Annotated in this window: 16 protein-coding genes; 8 read left to right on the top strand and 8 right to left on the bottom strand. The window is 57.5% G+C overall.

Annotation, left to right across the window (positions count from 1 at the left end):
• The 4 genes from fdhD (at position 1) to ispF (ending at position 2,402) form a co-directional block, all read left to right on the top strand.
• On the top strand, positions 1–861 hold the full coding sequence (gene fdhD, locus ACWWD9_RS08050; protein WP_455866701.1) for a formate dehydrogenase accessory sulfurtransferase FdhD: 861 nt from the start codon (positions 1–3) through the stop codon (positions 859–861).
• The gene (locus ACWWD9_RS08045) at positions 858–1,082 is read left to right on the top strand and encodes a formate dehydrogenase subunit delta (RefSeq protein ID WP_013442036.1); all 225 of its coding nucleotides are present in this window, start codon (positions 858–860) and stop codon (positions 1,080–1,082) included. The genes fdhD and ACWWD9_RS08045 overlap by 4 nt, the downstream gene beginning before the upstream one ends.
• 121 nt (positions 1,083–1,203) lie before the next feature.
• The gene (gene ispD / locus ACWWD9_RS08040; protein ID WP_455866700.1) at positions 1,204–1,923 is read left to right on the top strand and encodes a 2-C-methyl-D-erythritol 4-phosphate cytidylyltransferase; all 720 of its coding nucleotides are present in this window, start codon (positions 1,204–1,206) and stop codon (positions 1,921–1,923) included.
• A complete protein-coding gene (gene ispF / locus ACWWD9_RS08035) occupies positions 1,920–2,402 on the top strand; it encodes a 2-C-methyl-D-erythritol 2,4-cyclodiphosphate synthase (protein WP_013442038.1) in 483 nt (160 codons plus the stop codon). The genes ispD and ispF overlap by 4 nt, the downstream gene beginning before the upstream one ends.
• A gap of 107 nt (positions 2,403–2,509) precedes the next feature.
• On the opposite strand, the gene ACWWD9_RS08030 is transcribed toward ispF, so the two are convergent.
• The 7 genes from ACWWD9_RS08030 to ACWWD9_RS08000 all read right to left on the bottom strand — a co-directional run bounded on the left by ACWWD9_RS08030 (position 2,510) and on the right by ACWWD9_RS08000 (position 10,847).
• A complete protein-coding gene (locus ACWWD9_RS08030) occupies positions 2,510–5,617 on the bottom strand; it encodes an efflux RND transporter permease subunit (RefSeq protein ID WP_455866699.1) in 3,108 nt (1,035 codons plus the stop codon).
• Between the two features lie 12 nt (positions 5,618–5,629).
• Positions 5,630–6,748, bottom strand: a complete 1,119-nt coding sequence (locus tag ACWWD9_RS08025; protein WP_455866698.1) for an efflux RND transporter periplasmic adaptor subunit — start codon at positions 6,746–6,748, stop codon at positions 5,630–5,632.
• A gap of 1 nt (position 6,749) precedes the next feature.
• Positions 6,750–8,036: a TolC family protein gene (locus ACWWD9_RS08020; RefSeq protein ID WP_455866697.1), complete on the bottom strand. Its 1,287-nt coding sequence runs from the start codon at positions 8,034–8,036 to the stop codon at positions 6,750–6,752.
• Positions 8,037–8,242: 206 nt separating this feature from the next.
• Positions 8,243–8,638 carry a VOC family protein gene (locus tag ACWWD9_RS08015; RefSeq protein WP_455866696.1) on the bottom strand — a complete coding sequence of 132 codons (396 nt, stop codon included), beginning with the start codon at positions 8,636–8,638 and terminating at the stop codon, positions 8,243–8,245.
• Between the two features lie 52 nt (positions 8,639–8,690).
• Positions 8,691–9,212, bottom strand: coding sequence for a Smr/MutS family protein (locus tag ACWWD9_RS08010; RefSeq protein ID WP_015829935.1), 522 nt, complete (start codon positions 9,210–9,212; stop codon positions 8,691–8,693).
• A gap of 164 nt (positions 9,213–9,376) precedes the next feature.
• Entirely contained in the window at positions 9,377–10,327 is a 951-nt protein-coding gene (gene trxB / locus ACWWD9_RS08005; RefSeq protein ID WP_013442044.1) for a thioredoxin-disulfide reductase, read from the bottom strand.
• 55 nt (positions 10,328–10,382) lie between these two features.
• Complete coding sequence (locus ACWWD9_RS08000; RefSeq protein ID WP_013442045.1) at positions 10,383–10,847, bottom strand: Dps family protein; 465 nt, start codon at positions 10,845–10,847, stop codon at positions 10,383–10,385.
• Between the two features lie 242 nt (positions 10,848–11,089).
• Here ACWWD9_RS08000 and ACWWD9_RS07995 point away from each other — a divergent pair, with 242 nt between their 5' ends.
• From ACWWD9_RS07995 to serS, 4 genes are read left to right on the top strand one after another with little or no spacing between them, the layout of a single operon-like run.
• Positions 11,090–13,393, top strand: coding sequence for a DNA translocase FtsK (locus ACWWD9_RS07995; protein ID WP_425325804.1), 2,304 nt, complete (start codon positions 11,090–11,092; stop codon positions 13,391–13,393).
• Positions 13,394–13,396: 3 nt separating this feature from the next.
• The gene (gene lolA / locus ACWWD9_RS07990) at positions 13,397–14,026 is read left to right on the top strand and encodes an outer membrane lipoprotein chaperone LolA (protein ID WP_455866695.1); all 630 of its coding nucleotides are present in this window, start codon (positions 13,397–13,399) and stop codon (positions 14,024–14,026) included.
• A 22-nt stretch (positions 14,027–14,048) separates the two neighbouring features.
• On the top strand, positions 14,049–15,371 hold the full coding sequence (locus ACWWD9_RS07985; RefSeq protein WP_013442048.1) for a replication-associated recombination protein A: 1,323 nt from the start codon (positions 14,049–14,051) through the stop codon (positions 15,369–15,371).
• A gap of 33 nt (positions 15,372–15,404) precedes the next feature.
• Complete coding sequence (serS, locus tag ACWWD9_RS07980) at positions 15,405–16,694, top strand: serine--tRNA ligase (protein ID WP_455866694.1); 1,290 nt, start codon at positions 15,405–15,407, stop codon at positions 16,692–16,694.
• A gap of 103 nt (positions 16,695–16,797) precedes the next feature.
• Here the strand turns inward: serS and ACWWD9_RS07975 are convergent, their stop codons facing one another.
• Positions 16,798–18,552, bottom strand: coding sequence for a cation:proton antiporter (locus tag ACWWD9_RS07975; protein ID WP_015829942.1), 1,755 nt, complete (start codon positions 18,550–18,552; stop codon positions 16,798–16,800).
• Positions 18,553–18,554: the final 2 nt, after the last annotated feature.

The raw sequence follows: 18,554 nt of genomic DNA, 5'->3' as shown, positions 1-18,554 counted from the left end.
GTGACTGAAAAATTAGTGAATGCTGAGACCGGGTTGGATATTACCGGTCTCTATCCCGTCAGAAAGTGGCGTGCTGATGGGGAAGGAAGTGGCGTAACCGCCTTGCAGGATCGCGTGGCGGAAGAAATGCCAGTCGCCATGATTTATAACGATATTTCGCATGCGGTGATGCTGGCAACGCCCGATGATCTGGCCGATTTTGCCCTTGGGTTTTCGCTGTGCGAAGGCATTTTGCGTGAGCCCAGTGATCTTTACGGGCTGGATATCGTGCCGCAGGAAAAAGGCGTTGAACTGCGCATGGAGATTGCCAGCGAGTGCTTTGCCAATCTCAAGGAGCGACGTCGCAGCATGGCCGGGCGTACCGGCTGCGGCTTGTGCGGTGCCGAGAGTCTGGAGCAGGCCTTGCGCATCCCCGAAAAAGTGGTGGCATCTGACCTGAAGTTTGATTACCGAGCGATATTGCGGGCGCAGGAAAGCATACAGAAAAGCCAACCCCTGCAAGCGCTGACGGGCGCTACCCATGCCAGTGCCTGGGTAAGTCCGGAAGGCGAGATACGCATGGTGCGCGAAGACGTGGGCAGGCACAACGCGCTTGATAAGCTGATAGGGGCGATTGCGCGCGCCGGGGATGACAGGCGCGGCTTTGTGCTGACGACCAGCCGGGCAAGTTATGAAATGGTGCAAAAAACCGTGACAGCCGGGATCCCCATGCTGGTGGCCATTTCGGCGCCTACTGGCCTCGCGATTCGCGTGGCAGAAAACAGCGGGATTGCACTGGTCGGGTTTACCCGCAGTCACCAGCATGTGGTGTATGCAGGCGCAGAAAAGATTATTTACGGGGATTTTGAAGAGTCGACATGAATATTGAGCATCTGATTACCATGGCCAACCAGATTGGCACGTTTTTTTCTGCATACCCTGATCGCGAGCTGGCAAAAAATGAAATTGTCAGCCATATCAAACGCTTCTGGGCGCATAACATGCGCCAGCAACTGGTCAGCCATGTGAATGAGCAGCAAGGTCAGGGGCTGGATGCGATAGTCACCGATGCTGTACGCCAGCATGTGGGACAACTGGTTTAGCCTGCTTTCCTGCAGTTTGAAATGCGGCGCCCGGCTGTCAGCGAACTTGCTGTCAGCCAACCATGTGTTCCTGTTTCTGCCTTCGTCTGTTTCCGCCAGGTCGGCATGCTAGAATCTGGGCATGCAAAAAAGTCATGTCCTGATCCCGGCAAGTGGCTCTGGTAGCCGCATGCAAGCCTCTCTCCCCAAGCAGTATCTGCCCTTGCTCGGCCAAGCTGTGGTGCTGCGTACCGTGAATCTTTTTCTCGCCAGTCCCTGTATCAGCAGCGTGCATGTGGTGCTGAATCCAGACGATGACATCTGGGCCACGCAGCCCGATTTGCCAAGGTCTGAGCGTTTGCATGTCCATTACCAGGGCGGTGATACGCGCTCGGATTCCGTGCTGAATGGGTTGAGCGCCATGCAAAGCCTGGTGGGTGAGCATGACTGGGTGCTGGTGCATGATGCTGCCCGCCCCATGCTGACACCTCATTTGTTGCAGCGCCTGATCGATGCTGTGCAGCAGGATAGCGTAGGGGGGATACTGGCGATACCTTTGGCCGACACGCTGAAGCGCGCTGACCCCGAGCAGCGGGTGCAGCGCACTGAGTCGCGCGATACGCTGTGGCAGGCGCAGACTCCGCAAATGTTTCCACATGGCTTGTTGAAGCGGGCGCTGGAGCACACCCGACAGCTGCCTGACTATATTCCCACCGACGAAGCACAAGCCGTCGAGGCGCTGGGCCTGAAACCCCTGCTGGTGCAGGGCGAACTGCGCAATCTTAAAATCACCTATCCGCAGGATCTCTGGCTGGCCGAAGCCATTCTGCGGGCTGACCAGACCCAAGGAGAACAAGCATGATACGTATAGGCCATGGCTTTGATGTACATCAACTGATTGAAGGGCGCCGCTGCATTATCGGCGGTGTGGATATTCCGCACAGCAAAGGCCTGCTCGGGCATTCGGATGCCGATGTGCTGCTGCATGCCATTTGCGATGCCATGCTGGGCGCGGCGGCGCTGGGCGATATAGGCAAGCATTTCCCGGATACCGATGTGCGCTACAAGGGCATTGATTCGCGCGAGCTGTTGCGCCACGTGGTCAAGCTCATACGCGCCAAGCACTACGCCATTGTGAATATCGATGCCACCGTCATGGCGCAGGCACCGCGCCTGTCTGCCCATATCGACCAGATGTGCGCCAACATCGCCGAGGACTGTAACTTGCTGCGCGATGCGATCAACGTAAAGGCCACGACTACCGAGAAGCTGGGCTTTGTCGGCCGTGAAGAGGGGATTGCGGCAGAAGCCGTCTGTCTGCTGCAACGCTTCCAGATCTAGTATTCGCGCCATCCGCGATATTGTGATCGCACAATAAAAAACGCCCGGGCATTGCTGTCCGGGCGTTTTTTATTGGCTTTGCCAGCTACTGACTGGCAAAGCTGGGCTTATTGCTCCTTGCGCCAGGGTTTGCTGCGTGCTTCATCCGAGAACGTAGGGAAGAGCAACGGCAGCAACAGCAGGGTGAAGAAGGTGGCTGTTACCAGACCGCCCACAATTACCACGGCAAACGGACGCTGCGTTTCGGAGCCTATGCTGTGCGACAGCGCCGCAGGTAGCAGGCCCAGGCCTGCCATCAGCGCTGTCATCAGGATAGGTCGCAAGCGAGCCACGGCGCCATCCAGCACGGCGTCCTTGACGCTTACACCGTCCAGTATCATGCGCTTGATCTGCTCCACCATGATTACGCCGTTTTGCACCGAGATGCCGGCGAGGGCGATAAAGCCCACCGCAGCGGATACCGACAGATGCAAGCCAGCCAGCCACAAGCCACCCAGGCCGCCAATGAGGGTGAATGGAATCATCATCAGCACCAGCAGCGCATTGCGTACCGATTTGAAGGCGGTAAACAGCAGCACAAAGATCAGCATCAGTGATAAAGGCACAATCACTTCCAGCCGCTGCATGGCGCGTTGCTGGTTCTCAAACTGGCCGCCCCAGGTGATGTTGTAGCCAGGGGGCAATGCCACTTGCGCTTTCACCTTGGCCATGGCTTCTTCTACAAAGCTGCCCTGGTCGCGGTCAATCAGGTTGGCCTTGATCGCCACAATACGGGATACCCCTTCACGGCCCACGCGCGATGCGCCTTGTTTTACCTGAATATCGGCAATCTCGCTCAGGGGAATGCTGCCTGCATTGTTGGGCAGGGCAATCGGCAACTCGGCAATATCATCCACCGCATCGCGATATTCCTCATTCAGACGCAAGGTGACATCAAAGCGGCGATCGCCATCGTAAAAAGTATTGGCGGCATTGCCTGCCAGCGCCGTTTGCACGGTGCTGTTAACGTCGCCCACTTGCAGGCCATAGCGTGCCATGCGGGCGCGGTCCAGCTGAATATCCAGCTCCGAGTTGCCTGAAATGCGGATGGCAGCCACATCGGTTGCACCTCTGATGCCATTCAGTACATCTACCACCTGGTCAGCCTTGGCTTCCAGAATCCCGAGGTCGGGCCCGAAAATCTTGACCGAAATTTCCCCTTTCACGCCAGAGAGCGCTTCTTCCACGCTGTCCTGAATTACTTGCGAGAAGTTGGTGGGAATGCCGGGGATGGTATGTATCTTGGCCGACATATCCTTGATCAGAGCTTCCTTGCTTGAAAACTTCCAGGTGTCCTTGGGCTTCAGGTCAGCCAGGATCTCGATATTGTTCGGGCCCTTGGGGTCGGTGCCATCGTCCGGGCGACCCACATGGCTCACTACCAGATGCACTTCCTCATAGCCCAGCAATATCTTGCGCACATGGCGTTCCACCTCCTTGGTCTTTTCCAGACTGGTGGAAGGCGGCAGGCTGATGGTGAGCCAGATATTGCCTTCATCCAGCCGTGGCAGAAACTCGGACCCCAGCCGCGGTGCCAGCAGCACCGAGATGGCGAGCAGGGCAACGGAAACAATCACCACGCGCTTGCGCATAGTGCCCATGCGTACCAGGAAGTTGCGATAGGCATGCTGCACCTTTTCCAGCCATGGGCTGTGGCTCTCGGCCATGTCTTCACGGCGCATGGTGTAAGACAGCAGGGCCGGTACCAGTGTCAGCGTCAGCAAAATGGCGCCCAGCAAGGCAAAACTCAGGGTAAACGCCATGGGTGAGAAGATTTTGCCCTCCACGCGCTGGAAGGTGAATATAGGCAAGAACGCCAGAATGATGATGAGCTTGGAAAACAGAATAGGGCGGCCCATCTCAATGGCGGTCTGCTTCAGCGTATGGATGCGCCAGCCATAACTGGCCTGCTGCGGGAATTTGTCCAGCTCGGTTACCGCCAGCCGCACCATTAGCGCTTCAACCAGCACCACGGCACTATCGATGATGATGCCGAAGTCCACCGCGCCCAGCGAAATCAGGTTGGCGGATACGCCGCGAATATCCATGATGATGAAGGCGAACAGCAGCGACAGCGGGATCACGCTGGCCACAATCAGCGCCGCACGCCAGTTGCGCAGGAAGACGATGAGGATCGCTACTACCAGCAGGGCACCGACGATGAGGTTTTCTGTGACGGTATGCACGGTGTGGTCGATCAGGCTGGTACGGTCATAGAAGGGGGCAATGCGCACGCCAGGTGGCAGCTTGGCATTCACTTCCTTGGCTTTTTCGCGCAACGCCTCAATCACCTTGGCCGGGTTCTGGCCCTTGTTCATGAGCACAATGCCTTCGATCACGTCATCGCGATCGTTATAGGACACAATGCCGGAGCGGGTCTTGTCGCCAATCACGGCCTGGCCCACATCGCTGACGACAATCGGCCGGCCATCGCGCGAGGTGATCACGGTCTGGCCAATATCATCAATGCTCTTGAACAGGCCGATGCCGCGCACTACCAGCGCTTCGTCGCCGCGATGCATGAGGCCACCGCCGACGTTGCTGCTGTTGTTGCCCAGAGCCTGGTTGACCTGATCAATGCTGATATCAAATTTCTTCAGCAGATATGGATCAAGCCTGACCTGGTATTCCTTGACCGCACCACCAAAGCTGGTGATGTCGGCCACGCCGGGCACGGTGCGCAGCATGGGGATGATCTGCCAATCCTGAATTGCCCGGATTTCCCGTTGCGGCATGTCCTTGGGCGCTTCCACCAGATAGCGGTAGATTTCGCCCACCGCGGTGGTCAGTGGTGCGAGGGTAGGCTGGTAAGCCGCAGGCAAGCCAACGCCCTGCAGGCGCTCCAGCACTTGCTGACGGGCGAAATAGTCATCGGTATGCTCGGAAAAGGTCAGGGTAACTACAGACAGGCCGGTAATGGACACCGAACGCATCTGTATCAGGTGAGGCACGCCGCTCATTTCATGTTCAATCGGCAGCGTGACCACGCGCTCAACTTCTTCCGGGGCCAGTCCGGGCGCCTGGGTGACGATGCCTACGTGCACATCTTCCACGTCGGGGAAGGCCTCAATCGGCAGGTTTTGAACGGCAAAATAGCCAGAAATAATCACGGCCAGGGTGCCCAGCAGCACGAAGACGCGCTGCTGGAGGGAGAAGGTAATCAGTTTTTCCAACATGGTGTGATCGCCTTATTTGCCTGCGGCCAGCTCGGAATTGAGCAGAATGGCTCCCGAGGTCACCACGCGCTCGCCCAGTGCCAGGCCGCTTTTGACGGTGGCAAAGTCGCGGGCTTGGGTTGCAAGCTCCACGCGGCGTTTTTGCAGGTGGCCAGGGGAGGTCTCCACAAACACATAGCTATACAGGCCTTCGGTAATGAGCGCGCTGTTAGGCAGGCGGATGACTTTCTCCTGAGAGCTTTGCAGCGGGGTAATGCGGGCATACATCTCGGGCTTGAGGCGGCCCTTGCCATCTACACTGCAACGCACCTGGATGCGCCGTGTCGCCGGGTCCACCATGCCACCGATGGTCAACACGCGACCGCTGAAGGTTTCGCCAGGATAAGCATCCACCTCAATGGCTAGCGCCTGACCAACGGATACCTTGGACAAGTCACGCTCCGGCAGATCAATCGAGGCCCACAGGGAATTGGGATCGCTGATGATGAACAGCGGGTTGGCGGCGTCTGGCCGTACCTGGCTGCCAGGGTTGATCTGACGATCCACAATCATGCCGTTGATCGGGCTGCGCAAGCTGAAGCTCTCGCCATTCACACTGCCATGGGTACCGAGATTGCTGAGCATGGCGGAGGTGCGGGCGGCTTCTGCCTGTGATTCAGCCATGTCAGCCTGGGTGTTTTCAAATTCCTTGCGCGCGATGACGCCGCCTTCCAGCAAGAGGCGGCTGCGTTCCAGCGCCTGTTTCTTGAGCTGCAGGTCGGCTTGCGCCTTACGGTGGTCTGCCAGGGCGGTGCCCAAATCGGGGGAGTCGAGCACCGCCAGTGCCTGGCCAGATTTCACCGTATCACCCAGCTGCGCGCTGATGCTGACCACGCGGCCGGTGACGGGGGAACTGATGCGTACAGTATGGTTTTCATCAAATGCAATCTTGCCGTTCAATGGCTCGCTGGCAGGTGCGGGAATCGCCGTAACCGCTTCCATTTTCAGGCTGGAGAACTGGCTTGAGCCGGGTTTTAACACGACCTCCTGCGAGGTGGGAGCCGGACTGGCAATGCGCGGCTTGTCGGCGGCAAATCCAGGGGTGGCGACGCTGAGGCAGATCAGGCTGAGAGAAATAATGCTGCGGTTCATGTTACGGAGCTTCCTGTGGTTGGGTGGCTGCCTGCCAGGCGGCCAGGGATTTTGCATAATCGGCGCGCGCATTGGCTGCGTCCAGTTGCAGGGTTCGGTATACACGGCGTGCATCCAGCAGATCGGTCACGCCCATGGCGCCATGCTGATAGGCAAATTCGGCCGCATCAGCCGCTGTCTTGGCTTCTGCCAGCATTTGTTCATCGTAGCGACGTACTTTATCGATGGCGGCATTGAGATCAGCACGTGCGCGCGAGATTTCACCCAGGGCAATCGCCTGGGTTTGTTGCCGGGCTTCTTCGGCAGCTGTCAGGTTGACTTCGGCTCTGGCGATTTCGCCCTGGTACTGATAGTTGGTAAACAAGGGGATGCTGACCGCTGCGCCCACGGTATTGCGACTGTCGTCCGGGTAATGCTCATATTGTACGCCCACGGTAATGTCGCGTGTCTGCAGTGACTCGGCAAGCTTGCGTGCTTCCATGGCCTGGGCGGTGCGCGCGGCAGCGGCCTGAATGTCAGCACGCTGGTCCAGCAAGGTCATATCGGTATTGCCGGTATTCGGTGCATTCGCCAGCGTAGGCCATTCATCGGTCAGATACAGGCTGGTGGCATTTTTTTCCTGCCCGATCATATACGCCAGGATGGCTTGCGCTTTTTCGCGGTCGGCCTGGGCCTGGCGTACATCGTTTTTGGCGCGCAGGGCGTCAACGCGGATACGCGCCACATCGGTGGCCGATATATCGCCTGCCTTGAGACGCAGCTCGGCGGACTGCAATACCTTGTCAAAAATGGCCTGATTTTCCTGCTGCAGGCGTTCGGCCTGCTGTGCCAGGAGGAGATCGTAATAACTGGAGCGCAGATTGAGCGTCTGCTGGCGCATGCTGTCTTGCAGATCAAAGCGCGAGGCCTTGATGGCATCTTCGGCCACGGCGGTACGCAGTTCCCGTTTGCCGCCGCGCTCTATCAACTGGTCAACCCGCACAATGCTGTCCAGGGTTTTATCCTGCAGGCCGCCATTGCCATTGCTGCCATGCAGTTTGAAATTGGTGCTGCTGAGGCTGAGGACGGGGTTGGGTTTCTGACCGGCACTGAGTTTGTCGGCTTGCGAGCCTTCCAGTGCGCGACGGGCAAACAGTACTTCGCGATTATTGGTCTGTAACAGACGCTCGGCCTGAGAGAGGCTGAGGTGTTGCAAGTCGGAGGGTTGTACTTCTGATGTTTCATCCGCATGGGCAAGCGATACCAAGCCCAGCGTGCAAAGCAGCAATACGATGTAGCGGTGTTTCATGGGCACTTTCCTGCAGCTATTCGAAAGGTCAAATTTTGCCACCTCTTTATGAGGGCATGGTGCGCATGCTAAGCACGCAACCTTATGGTTTGCTTACAACCCAAAAATACTTTTTCACAACGTGAAAAATGTGTGATGAGACTAGCTACTCTACTGCGCTTTTGTACCATCGCATAGGGTGAGCTGACGCAGGTTGACGGCCTACTTCAGGCGCTGGCGAGAGGCAGCTGGTTGGCGATTTCGATCAGGTTGGCGTCCGGGTCGCGCAGGTAAATCGACAGGATGCGACCGCTAGCGCCGGTACGCTCTACTGGGCCTTCAATCACCGTTGCTCCGCATGCTTGCACATGCTGCATGACATCAGGCAGTGGGGTGTATGTGATGAAGCAGAGGTCAGCGGAGCCTGGGGTAGGGTGCTCGGCCTTGGGCTCAAACTCATGCTGGTATTGGTGCAGATTGATTTTTTGCGCGCCGAATGCCAGTGCCTGTCTGCCTTGACCGAATGTCACGAGCTGCATGCCGAGCACCTGAGTATAAAAATCGATGGTCGCTTGCATGTCGCGGACGGTGAGTACCAGATGGTCGAGATGGTCAATTTTCATGATGGATTGGGGAAAGGAGGGGTGGAGAATGCAAGCGGCACGTGGCCCGCACTCAAGCCTTGAGCAACACGATCACCGCACCGCTGCCGCCATCGTTGGCACGTGCCTGGGCATAGGCCAGCACTTCATCCTTCTGCATCAGCCAGTTGCGCAGCTTGTGCTTGAGTATGGGTTCGCGGTTACGTGAGCCCAGCCCTTTGCCATGGACGATGCGTACACAGCGTATGCCCTTTTTCTTGCAATCGGCAAGAAACTCGGCGACATAAAGCCGGGCTTCATCCACGACCAGGCCGTGCAGGTCTATGCCTGCCTGCACCACCCAGTGGCCGCGCCGCAGCTTGCTCAGAATGGCGGGGGATTGGCCTTCACGCAGATAGAGCAGCTCTTCGCCGCTCTCCAGTTCGTGGGCGGGGATGTAATGATCGCTGAGCGAGTCGATCAGGGCCTGGCGCTCATCGCGAATGAATTGTTTGGGGATGGGTTTGGGGCGTGGCGGCGTAAAGGTGACCTTGGACGATTGCAGGGGGCGAGCGCCTTTCACTGCCTCGCGAAAGAGCAGCTCGTCGTCGTCCAATGGGTCATCTGCGGGTGTGTCAGTCACGAAAATTTACCAGGTAAGCAACTGAATCAGTTAAACAATAGCCGCTTTTGTGCTCAAGCGGCAATATCACAAACAAAAACGCACGGCAGGGCCAGAGCCTGTTGCCGTGCGCGCATGGTGGCTTGCGCCGCGATGCCTTACTTCAGTTGATCCAGGTAGCGCTCGGCATCCAGGGCGGCCATGCAACCACTGCCTGCACTGGTAACCGCTTGGCGGTAAATATGATCCTGCACATCGCCTGCCGCAAATACGCCAGGCACACTGGTCGCGGTGGCATTGCCATTGCGACCAGCCTTGGTGACGATGTAACCGCCTTCCATTTCCAGCTGACCGGCAAAGATATCGGTGTTGGGCTTGTGACCAATCGCAATGAAAACGCCTTGCAAGGGGATATCCTTGGTGGCGCCGGTTTCATTGTTCTTGATGCGCATGCCGGTCACACCGCTATCATCGCCCAGCACTTCTTCCAGCACGGAATGCAGTTCCAGCACGATCTTGCCTTCCTTCACGCGCTCCATGACCTTGTCCACCAGAATGGCTTCGGCCTTGAACTTGTCGCGTCTATGCACCAGCGTTACTTTGCTGGCGATATTGGCGAGATACAGCGCTTCTTCCACGGCGGTATTGCCACCGCCGATCACGGCCACTTCTTGGTTGCGATAGAAAAAACCGTCACAGGTGGCGCAGGCAGACACGCCCTTGCCAGAGAACTTTTCCTCAGAGGGCAAGCCCAGATACTGTGCCGAAGCGCCGGTAGCAATGATCAGTGCATCACAAGTGTACTCGCCGCTATCGCCGATCAGCCGGATAGGCTTTTCGGTGAGTTTGGCGGTGTGAATGTGATCAAAGATCATTTCTGTATTAAAGCGCTCGGCATGTTTCTGAAAACGCGCCATCAGCTCGGGGCCTTGCACACCATCTGCATCCGCGGGCCAGTTGTCCACCTCGGTGGTGGTCATCAGCTGGCCACCCTGAGCAATCCCCGTGACGAGCACGGGCTTCAGGTTGGCGCGCGCCGCGTAAACGGCTGCTGAGTAGCCCGCAGGGCCAGAGCCCAGAATGAGCAGGTGGGCGTGTTTTGTTGCCATGATGTTAAGACTCCTGAGTACGATTTTTTCTATAGTGTCGATAGTGCGGTAAAGCTTATTTTTCCAGCAGGCTGCGCAGCATCCATGCGGTTTTTTCGTGCAATTGCAGGCGCTGGGTCAGCAGGTCTGCACTGGCTTCGTCCGATGCTTTTTCCACAACAGGGAAAATCGAACGGGCAGTGCGGACTACGGTTTCGTGACCAGCGACCAGTTCGCGGATCATGTCCTGTGCATTGGGCACGCCATCGGTTTCCTTGATGGAAGTCAGCTTGGCGAAGTCCTTGTAAGTGCCAGGTGCATAGACATCCAGCGAGCGAATGCGCTCAGCGACCAGATCTACTGCCAGCCACAGTTCGTTATATTGTTCCTCGAACATCAAATGCAAGGTGCGGAATTGCGGACCTGTGACGTTCCAGTGAAAGAAATGGGTTTTGAGGTAGAGCGTGTAAGTGTCTGCCAGAAAACGGGAGAGGCCTTCAGCAATCTTTTTGCGATCTTTTTCATTGATGCCGATATCCATGAGGTGTATCCATCCTTTTCTTTTGTTGTGGTTAACGTTATGCCAGACAATTTTTATGTATGGTAGGTTCTCGAAATTAATAGTGCAAATTGATTCTGTAAATTTGCCTGATAAGTATCGCTAACCGGCGTGTGAGGAATACAAGCAGTACCAGCCATAACTGATATAATTCGCTGGTTATTTATATAATAACCGTTAATGATTTATTGTTGCTCAACCACTGTCCGGATAGCCTGATCATCTTGTTCTTCCAGAAAAAAAATCTCCCTTTAAACAGCAAGCGCGAGACGCCCCGTACCGAAACACCGGGCATCGTCAAGGAGGCCTGGTGGCTTGGGCTTGTGGTTGTTGGTCTCTACCTCACCATTATTCTCGTGACATACCAGCGCGATGATCCTTCCTGGTCACACACCGCCAGCGATGCCGCGGTGACCCATAACGCAGGCGGTACGGTGGGTGCCTGGCTGTCGGATATTCTGCTTTACCTGTTTGGTTTCTCGGCGTGGTGGCTGGCGGTGTTTGCCTTTTATGCCATCTGGCTGGTGTACTTGCGTCTGGAAGTCGTCGCGGCTACGCGCAAGCCGCTGTTATTGCTTAATTTCATTGGCTTTGGCCTGTTGCTTGTGGCGTCTGCCAGCCTGGAGTCCGGGCATTTGGTGGCTTTGCCCGCGCAATTGCCTTTAGGGCCAGGCGGGATGCTCGGTAGCGTTTTCGATGGATTGTTGCGCGGCATGCTCGGCTTTGCTGGCTCGACCATGGCGTTGCTGCTCATGATGGCGGTGGGCTTCAGCCTGTTTACCGGCTGGTCGTGGATCATGATGACGGAAAAGCTGGGTGGTGCCCTGGAGTGGGCGTATGCCTATGTGCGCAACAAATGGCAGGATAGGCAGGACCGCAAGCTGGGCAAAGTGGCCGAGCAGCTGCGTACCGAATTTGTTGATAACGAGCGCAAGCGCACCGAAGACCGGCCACCTATTCAGATTCAAGCGCCTGCACTGGAAATTCCCAAGAGCGACCGTATTGAAAAAGAGCGCCAGACGCCTTTGTTTGAAACCTTGCCGGATTCTCCCTTGCCACCGCTGCATCTGCTGGATGAACCCAGTGGCGTGGTGGAAGTGCAATCTGCCGAGACTCTTGAATTCACCTCACGTCTGATCGAGCGCAAGTTGATGGACTTCGGCATTGAGGTCAAGGTGATTGCGGCCTTGCCCGGCCCGGTGATTACCCGCTATGAAATCGAGCCTGCTGCTGGCGTCAAAGGCAGCCAGGTAGCCAATCTCTCCAAGGATCTGGCACGCGCCTTGTCCGTGATCAGCGTGCGCGTGGTGGAAACCATCCCCGGCAAAACCTACATGGGCCTGGAGATTCCGAATCCCAAGCGTCAGGTGGTGTTCCTCTCCGAGATTCTCGGCTCGCAGGTGTATGCCGACATGAATTCGCCGCTGGCCATCGCCATGGGCAAGGATATCTCCGGCAAGCCGGTGGTGGCTGATCTTGCCAAGATGCCGCATGTGCTGGTCGCTGGTACGACCGGTTCGGGTAAATCTGTTGCCATCAATGCCATGATCCTGAGCCTGCTGTACAAGGCAGAGCCCAGCAAGGTGCGCCTGATTCTGATTGACCCCAAGATGCTGGAGCTGTCGGTGTATGACGGTATTCCGCATTTGCTGGCCCCGGTGATTACCGACATGCGCCAGGCTGGCAATGCGCTGAACTGGGGCGTGGCCGAAATGGAGCGTCGCTACAAGCTGATGTCGGTGCTGGGCGTGCGTAACCTCGCAGGCTACAACCAGAAAATCCGCGACGCCGCCAAGGATGGCAAGAGCATTCCGCATCCATTTACGCTCACGCCGGATAGCCCCGAGCCGCTGGAAGAGCTGCCGGTCATCGTCGTCATCATCGACGAACTGGCCGATCTGATGATGGTCGTAGGCAAGAAGGTGGAAGAACCGATTGCCCGTCTGGCGCAGAAAGCCCGTGCCTGCGGCATTCACCTGGTAGTTGCAACGCAGCGGCCGTCGGTGGATGTGATCACCGGCCTGATCAAGGCCAATATCCCGACGCGCGTAGCCTTCCAGGTATCCAGCAAGATCGACTCGCGTACCATTCTTGACCAGATGGGCGCCGAAGCCTTGCTGGGGCAGGGCGACATGCTCTACCAGCCACCCGGCACCAGCGATCCGCAGCGCGTGCATGGCGCCTTTGTATCGGATCAGGAAGTGCATCGCGTGGTCGAGCACATCAAGACCCTGGGCGAGCCCAACTATATTGAAGGCATCCTCACCGGTGCCACCGAAGAAGGTGGCGATGTGGGGGATGGCGGCGAAGGTGGCGGCGGTGGTGAAGCCGATCCGTTGTACGATGAAGCCGTGGCGATTGTGCTCAAGTCGCGTCGTGCTTCCATTTCCTCGGTGCAGCGCCAGTTGCGCATAGGCTACAACCGCGCTGCCCGCCTGATTGAAGACATGGAACGTGCGGGCCTGGTCTCTGCCATGCAGAGCAACGGTAACCGTGAAGTTTTAGCCCCTAACAGCCATAGCGAGTAACTGATGCGATCTTTTCTGAATACCATTCTGCTGGCTTTCTCCAGCGCCAGCATGCTGGCCCCCGCTTTGGCACAGGCCGATGGCCCCGAGCGGCTCAAGGCCTTTTACCAGAATACGGTCGGACTCAAGGCGCAATTCAAGCAGACCGTTTCCGATGCACAAGGCCGCAAGGTGCAGGAAGTAACCGGCGATATGCAATTGCAGCGCCCCGGCAAATTTCGCTGGGATTACCAGAAGCCCTATGTGCAAGAGATCGTCGGTGATGGCCAGAAGGTTTGGCTGTATGACCCCGAGCTGAACCAGGTGACTGTGCGCTCGCTGAGCAAAGCCATTGGCTCCAGTCCGGCTGCCATGCTGGCCGGCAGCAAGGAAATGGAAAAAAGCTTTGCCCTGCAGGATGGCGGTAACCAGGGCGGGCTGGAATGGGTGAAGGCGACGCCACGCGAAAAGGAAAGCGGCTTCGAGCAGATCATGATCGGCTTCAAGGGCGACCAGCTGGCGCAGATGGAGTTGCTGGACAGCTTTGGGCACCGCACGCTTATCGAATTCAGCCAGATTGAGCGCAACCCCACGCTGGCCGCGCAAGCGTTCCGCTTCGTGCCGCCTGCCGGTGCGGACGTCGTAGGCGAATAGCCTTTTCCCTGCGGACACTGTTTTGAGCGATCTTTTTCAGCCGAATACCCCCGATGCCCCGTTGGCCGAGCGCTTGCGCCCAGCCACGCTGGATGATGTGGTTGGCCAGAAGCATCTGCTGGGCGAGGGCAAGCCACTGCGGCTGGCGTTTCAGTCCGGCAAGCTGCCTTCGATGATCTTGTGGGGCCCGCCCGGCGTTGGCAAAACCACGCTGGCGCGGCTGATCGCCAATACCGCTGATGCCGAGTTCATCCCCTTGTCGGCGGTGCTTTCCGGCATCAAGGACATTCGCGAAGCCGTGGAGCGCGCCCAGCACACTTTGCAGCAATCCGGCCGCCGCACCATTCTGTTTGTCGATGAGGTGCATCGCTTCAACAAAGGCCAGCAGGACGCATTTTTGCCGTTTGTGGAAAGTGGCCTGATTACCTTTATCGGCGCCACCACCGAAAACCCGTCGTTTGAAGTCAACAGTGCTTTGCTGAGCCGGGCTCGGGTTTTTGTGCTGCAAGCGCTGTCTGAAGCTGACCTTGCCGAGCTGCTGGAGCGTGCCCGTGCCAATATGGCGCCTGACATGGCGCTGAGCGACGAGGTGAAAGAACAGGTGCTGGCCTATGCTGATGGCGATGCGCGCCGCCTGCTCAACTTTGTTGAAGGCTTGTTCAATGCCGCGTTGACCAGTGGTCTGACCGAGATCAACGCCGAGTTTTTGCAAAGCACCATGGCAAGCAAGCTGCGCCGCTTTGATAAGGGCGGCGAAGCGTTTTACGACCAGATATCCGCCTTGCACAAATCGGTGCGCGGCTCCAACCCCGACGCGGCCTTGTACTGGTTTCTGCGCATGATTGATGGCGGAGCTGACCCGCTTTACCTGGGGCGCCGCCTGATCCGCATGGCTGTGGAAGACATCGGCATTGCCGATCCGCGTGCGCAGACCATGACGCTGGAAGCCTGCCAGATATACGAGCGACTGGGCTCGCCCGAGGGCGAGCTGGCGTTGTCTAATGCGGTGATCTACTGCGCCGTGGCGCCCAAGAGCAATGCCGCCTATATGGCCTATAATCAGGCCAAAGCGTTTGTCGCACAGGACAAATCGCGCAATGTGCCCTTGCACCTGCGCAACGCGCCGACCAAGCTGATGAAAGAGCTGGATTACGGCAAGGAATACCGCTACGCGCACAACGAGCCGGATGCCTATGCCGCGGGCGAGCAGTATTTCCCCGATGATCTTGAAGCCATTCAGTTTTACGTGCCCACGCCGCGTGGACTGGAAGGCAAGATTGCCGAAAAACTGGCACGGCTGCGCGAACTGGATGCGCAAGCCCTGCGTGCCCCCAAGAAAAAATAAACTATCAAGCAGAAATAACGATCAGGAAGCCTTATGTTAGACATACAACAATTACGCAATGAACTGGACACCGTGGTGAGCCGTCTGGCGAGCCGTGGCTTTGCGCTGGATACCGCCAGATTTGAAGCGCTGGAGAGTGATCGCAAGCTGGTGCAGACGCGCACGCAGGATTTGCAGGCCAAGCGCAACGCCACTTCCAAGCAGATCGGTATTGCGAAATCCAAGGGCGAAGATGTCAGCAGCATCATGGCCGAAGTGGCCGGGTTGGGTGAACAGCTCAAGGCCGATGAAGAGCGCCTGGGCGTGATTCAGGCTGAATTGCAGCAGTTCCTGCTCAATATCCCCAATCTGCCGCACGCCAGCGTGCCACAAGGCAAGTCAGAAGAAGACAACGTGGAAGTGCGCAAGGTTGGCACGCCACGGAATTTTGATTTCGAGATCAAGGACCACACCGATGTCGGTACGCCGCTGGGGCTGGATTTTGATACCGGTGCCAAGCTGGCGGGTGCGCGCTTCACGCTCATGCGCGGACAGATAGCGCGCCTGCATCGCGCGCTTGCCCAGTTCATGCTGGATACGCAAACCGAGCGCCACGGCTACACCGAGTGCTATACACCATATATTGTGAATGCGGACAGCCTGCGCGGTACCGGCCAGCTGCCCAAATTCGAGGCTGATTTGTTCGCCGCGCAAAAAGGCGGGCAAGAAGGCGAGGGCGAAGCGCTGTACCTGATCCCGACCTCGGAAGTGACCCTGACCAACACCGTGCGCGACGAGATTCTGGCAGCAGAAAGCCTGCCAGTGAAACTGACCGCGCATACGCCATGCTTCCGCTCCGAGGCTGGCTCCTATGGCCGCGACACGCGCGGCATGATACGCCAGCACCAGTTCGACAAAGTGGAAATGGTACAGATCGTGCATCCGGAAAAAAGCTACGAGGCGCTGGAAGAGATGGTCGGTCACGCCGAGCATATTCTGCAGGCGCTGGGCCTGCCGTATCGCGTGGTGTCGTTGTGCACTGGCGACATGGGCTTTGGCGCTGCCAAGACCTATGACCTGGAAGTCTGGCTGCCCGCGCAGAATACCTACCGCGAGATTTCATCCGTATCCAACTGCGAGGCCTTCCAGGCACGCCGTTTGCAAGCGCGTTTCCGCAATGAAGGCGGCAAGCCCGAGCTGGTGCATACCCTGAATGGTTCCGGCCTGGCCGTGGGCCGCACCCTGGTAGCCGTGCTGGAAAACTATCAGCAAGCCGATGGCAGCGTAGTGGTGCCTGAGGTGTTGCGCCCCTACATGGGCGGGCTGGAACGCCTGGGCGCATGAGAGCGGAATGGTGAGCGTGAAAAGCCTGAACTGATGCCGGGCTCACAATTGCGCGCATGACCAGATAAAAAACCACCGGACCCGGTGGTTTTTTTATTGCCTGCTAGTGCTCGTCTTTCTTCTGGTTCAAGGTTTCCAGCAGTGAGATTTGCAGCAGGTAATGCATGCGTACAAACCAGCGGCGCAGAATAATGAACAGCAGGCCCACAATCACCGCCACGGCCAATGTCAGTTTCAGGCTGGGGATCAGCGGCCAGCTCAGCGCCAATAAGAGGATAGTCAGAAAAGCCAGCGAAATCGCTGGTATGCCGCGTGAGATGACGCGCCGGACTTTGTCTGCCTGCGCACTGGCCAGTGTTTGCGTGGCATGGTCAGCCAGCAGCAGGCTGAACGCTTGCAGCTTGCGAAAAGCTGCAATCAGGAAAGGCGCTGAAAGCAGCAGGGTGCTGCCCCAGATCAGGGATTTCTTCAGATCGATTTCCCCAGCCCAGGCGGGCAGGTGCAAGAGCGGGCTCGCCAGCAAATGGCGAGCGGCCACAAATAGCGCCGCCACCAGGCACACATTCACGAATATCTGCAATATCAGCTTGCGGTAGAGGCCTGCCAGCAATGCCCGGTCTTCGGCGTTGCCTTCGCCTTGCAGCCAGCCTTGGTACCAGTCAAAAAAGCGGGCAATTTTGCCCGGTACACGTTGCGTGAGCCGGTTGGAAAGCGGGTCAGCCGCGCGAATCAGATAGGGCGTCAGCAGCGTAGTGACTACCGAGGTGGCCACGGCAATAGGATACAGAAAATGGCTGGTGACATTCAGCGTGAGGCCGAGCGTGGCTATGATGAAGGAGAATTCGCCGATCTGCGCCAGCCCCATGCCCACACGCAATGACGTACGGCCATCGTTGCCTGCCAGCAGCGTGCCGGTGCCGCAGGAGATGATTTTGCCGAGGATGACGGCTGCCGAAATTACCATGATGGGCACGGCGTACTCGACGATGGCGTTAGGGTCCAGCATCAGGCCGATGGTGACGAAAAAGATGGCGCTGAACATATCGCGCACCGGCTCAATCAATCGTTCAATAGCGCGTATCTGCTTGGCTTCGGCCATGATGGCACCAATCATGAAGGCGCCCAGCGCAATGCTGTAATCCATTTTGATCACCAGCAGGCAAAAGCCAAACAGCAGGCCCAATACGCTCACCAGCAGGGTTTCATGCCGCTTGAACGAAGCCACATAATCCAGCAGGCGCGGCACCACCAGAATACCTACCACCAGCGACACCACCATAAACAGCACCAGCTTGCCTATGGTGCCTACGGCCTCACCGGTGCTGACGGTCCCTGTGGCCGCCATGCCGGAGAGCAGGGCGATGATGCCGATGGCGAGAATATCTTCCACGATTAGAATGCCGAAAATGAGCTGCGCGAAGCGCTCCCGCTTCATGCCCAGCTCTTCCAGAGCCTTGACGATAATGGTGGTCGACGAGATCGCCAGCATGGCGCCCAGAAAGATCGAATCCATGACTTTCCAGCCAAAATACTGGCCGATCTCGTAGCCTATGCACACCATCACCACGATCTCGGTAATGGCCGCCACAAACGCCGTGGCGCCGACCTTTTGCAGCTTGCGCAGGTTGAATTCCAGCCCCAGTGAAAACATCAGAAACACGATGCCCAGCTCGGCCAGGGTTTCTACCGTTTCCTGATTATGAATCAGCGGCAAAGGCGGCGTATGCGGCCCGATGATCAGCCCGGCGAGGATGTAGCCCAGCACCACTGGCTGCTTGATGCGCTGGAAGACGACCGTTACAAACCCCGCCACCAGCATGATGACAGCGAGATCCTGTATGAAAGAGAGAGCGTGCATGG

The sequence above is a fragment of the Methylovorus sp. SPW-M1 genome, from assembly GCF_053848825.1.
Note: the sequence above shows the minus strand (reverse complement) of the source record. Positions and strands in the feature narration are given on the sequence as shown.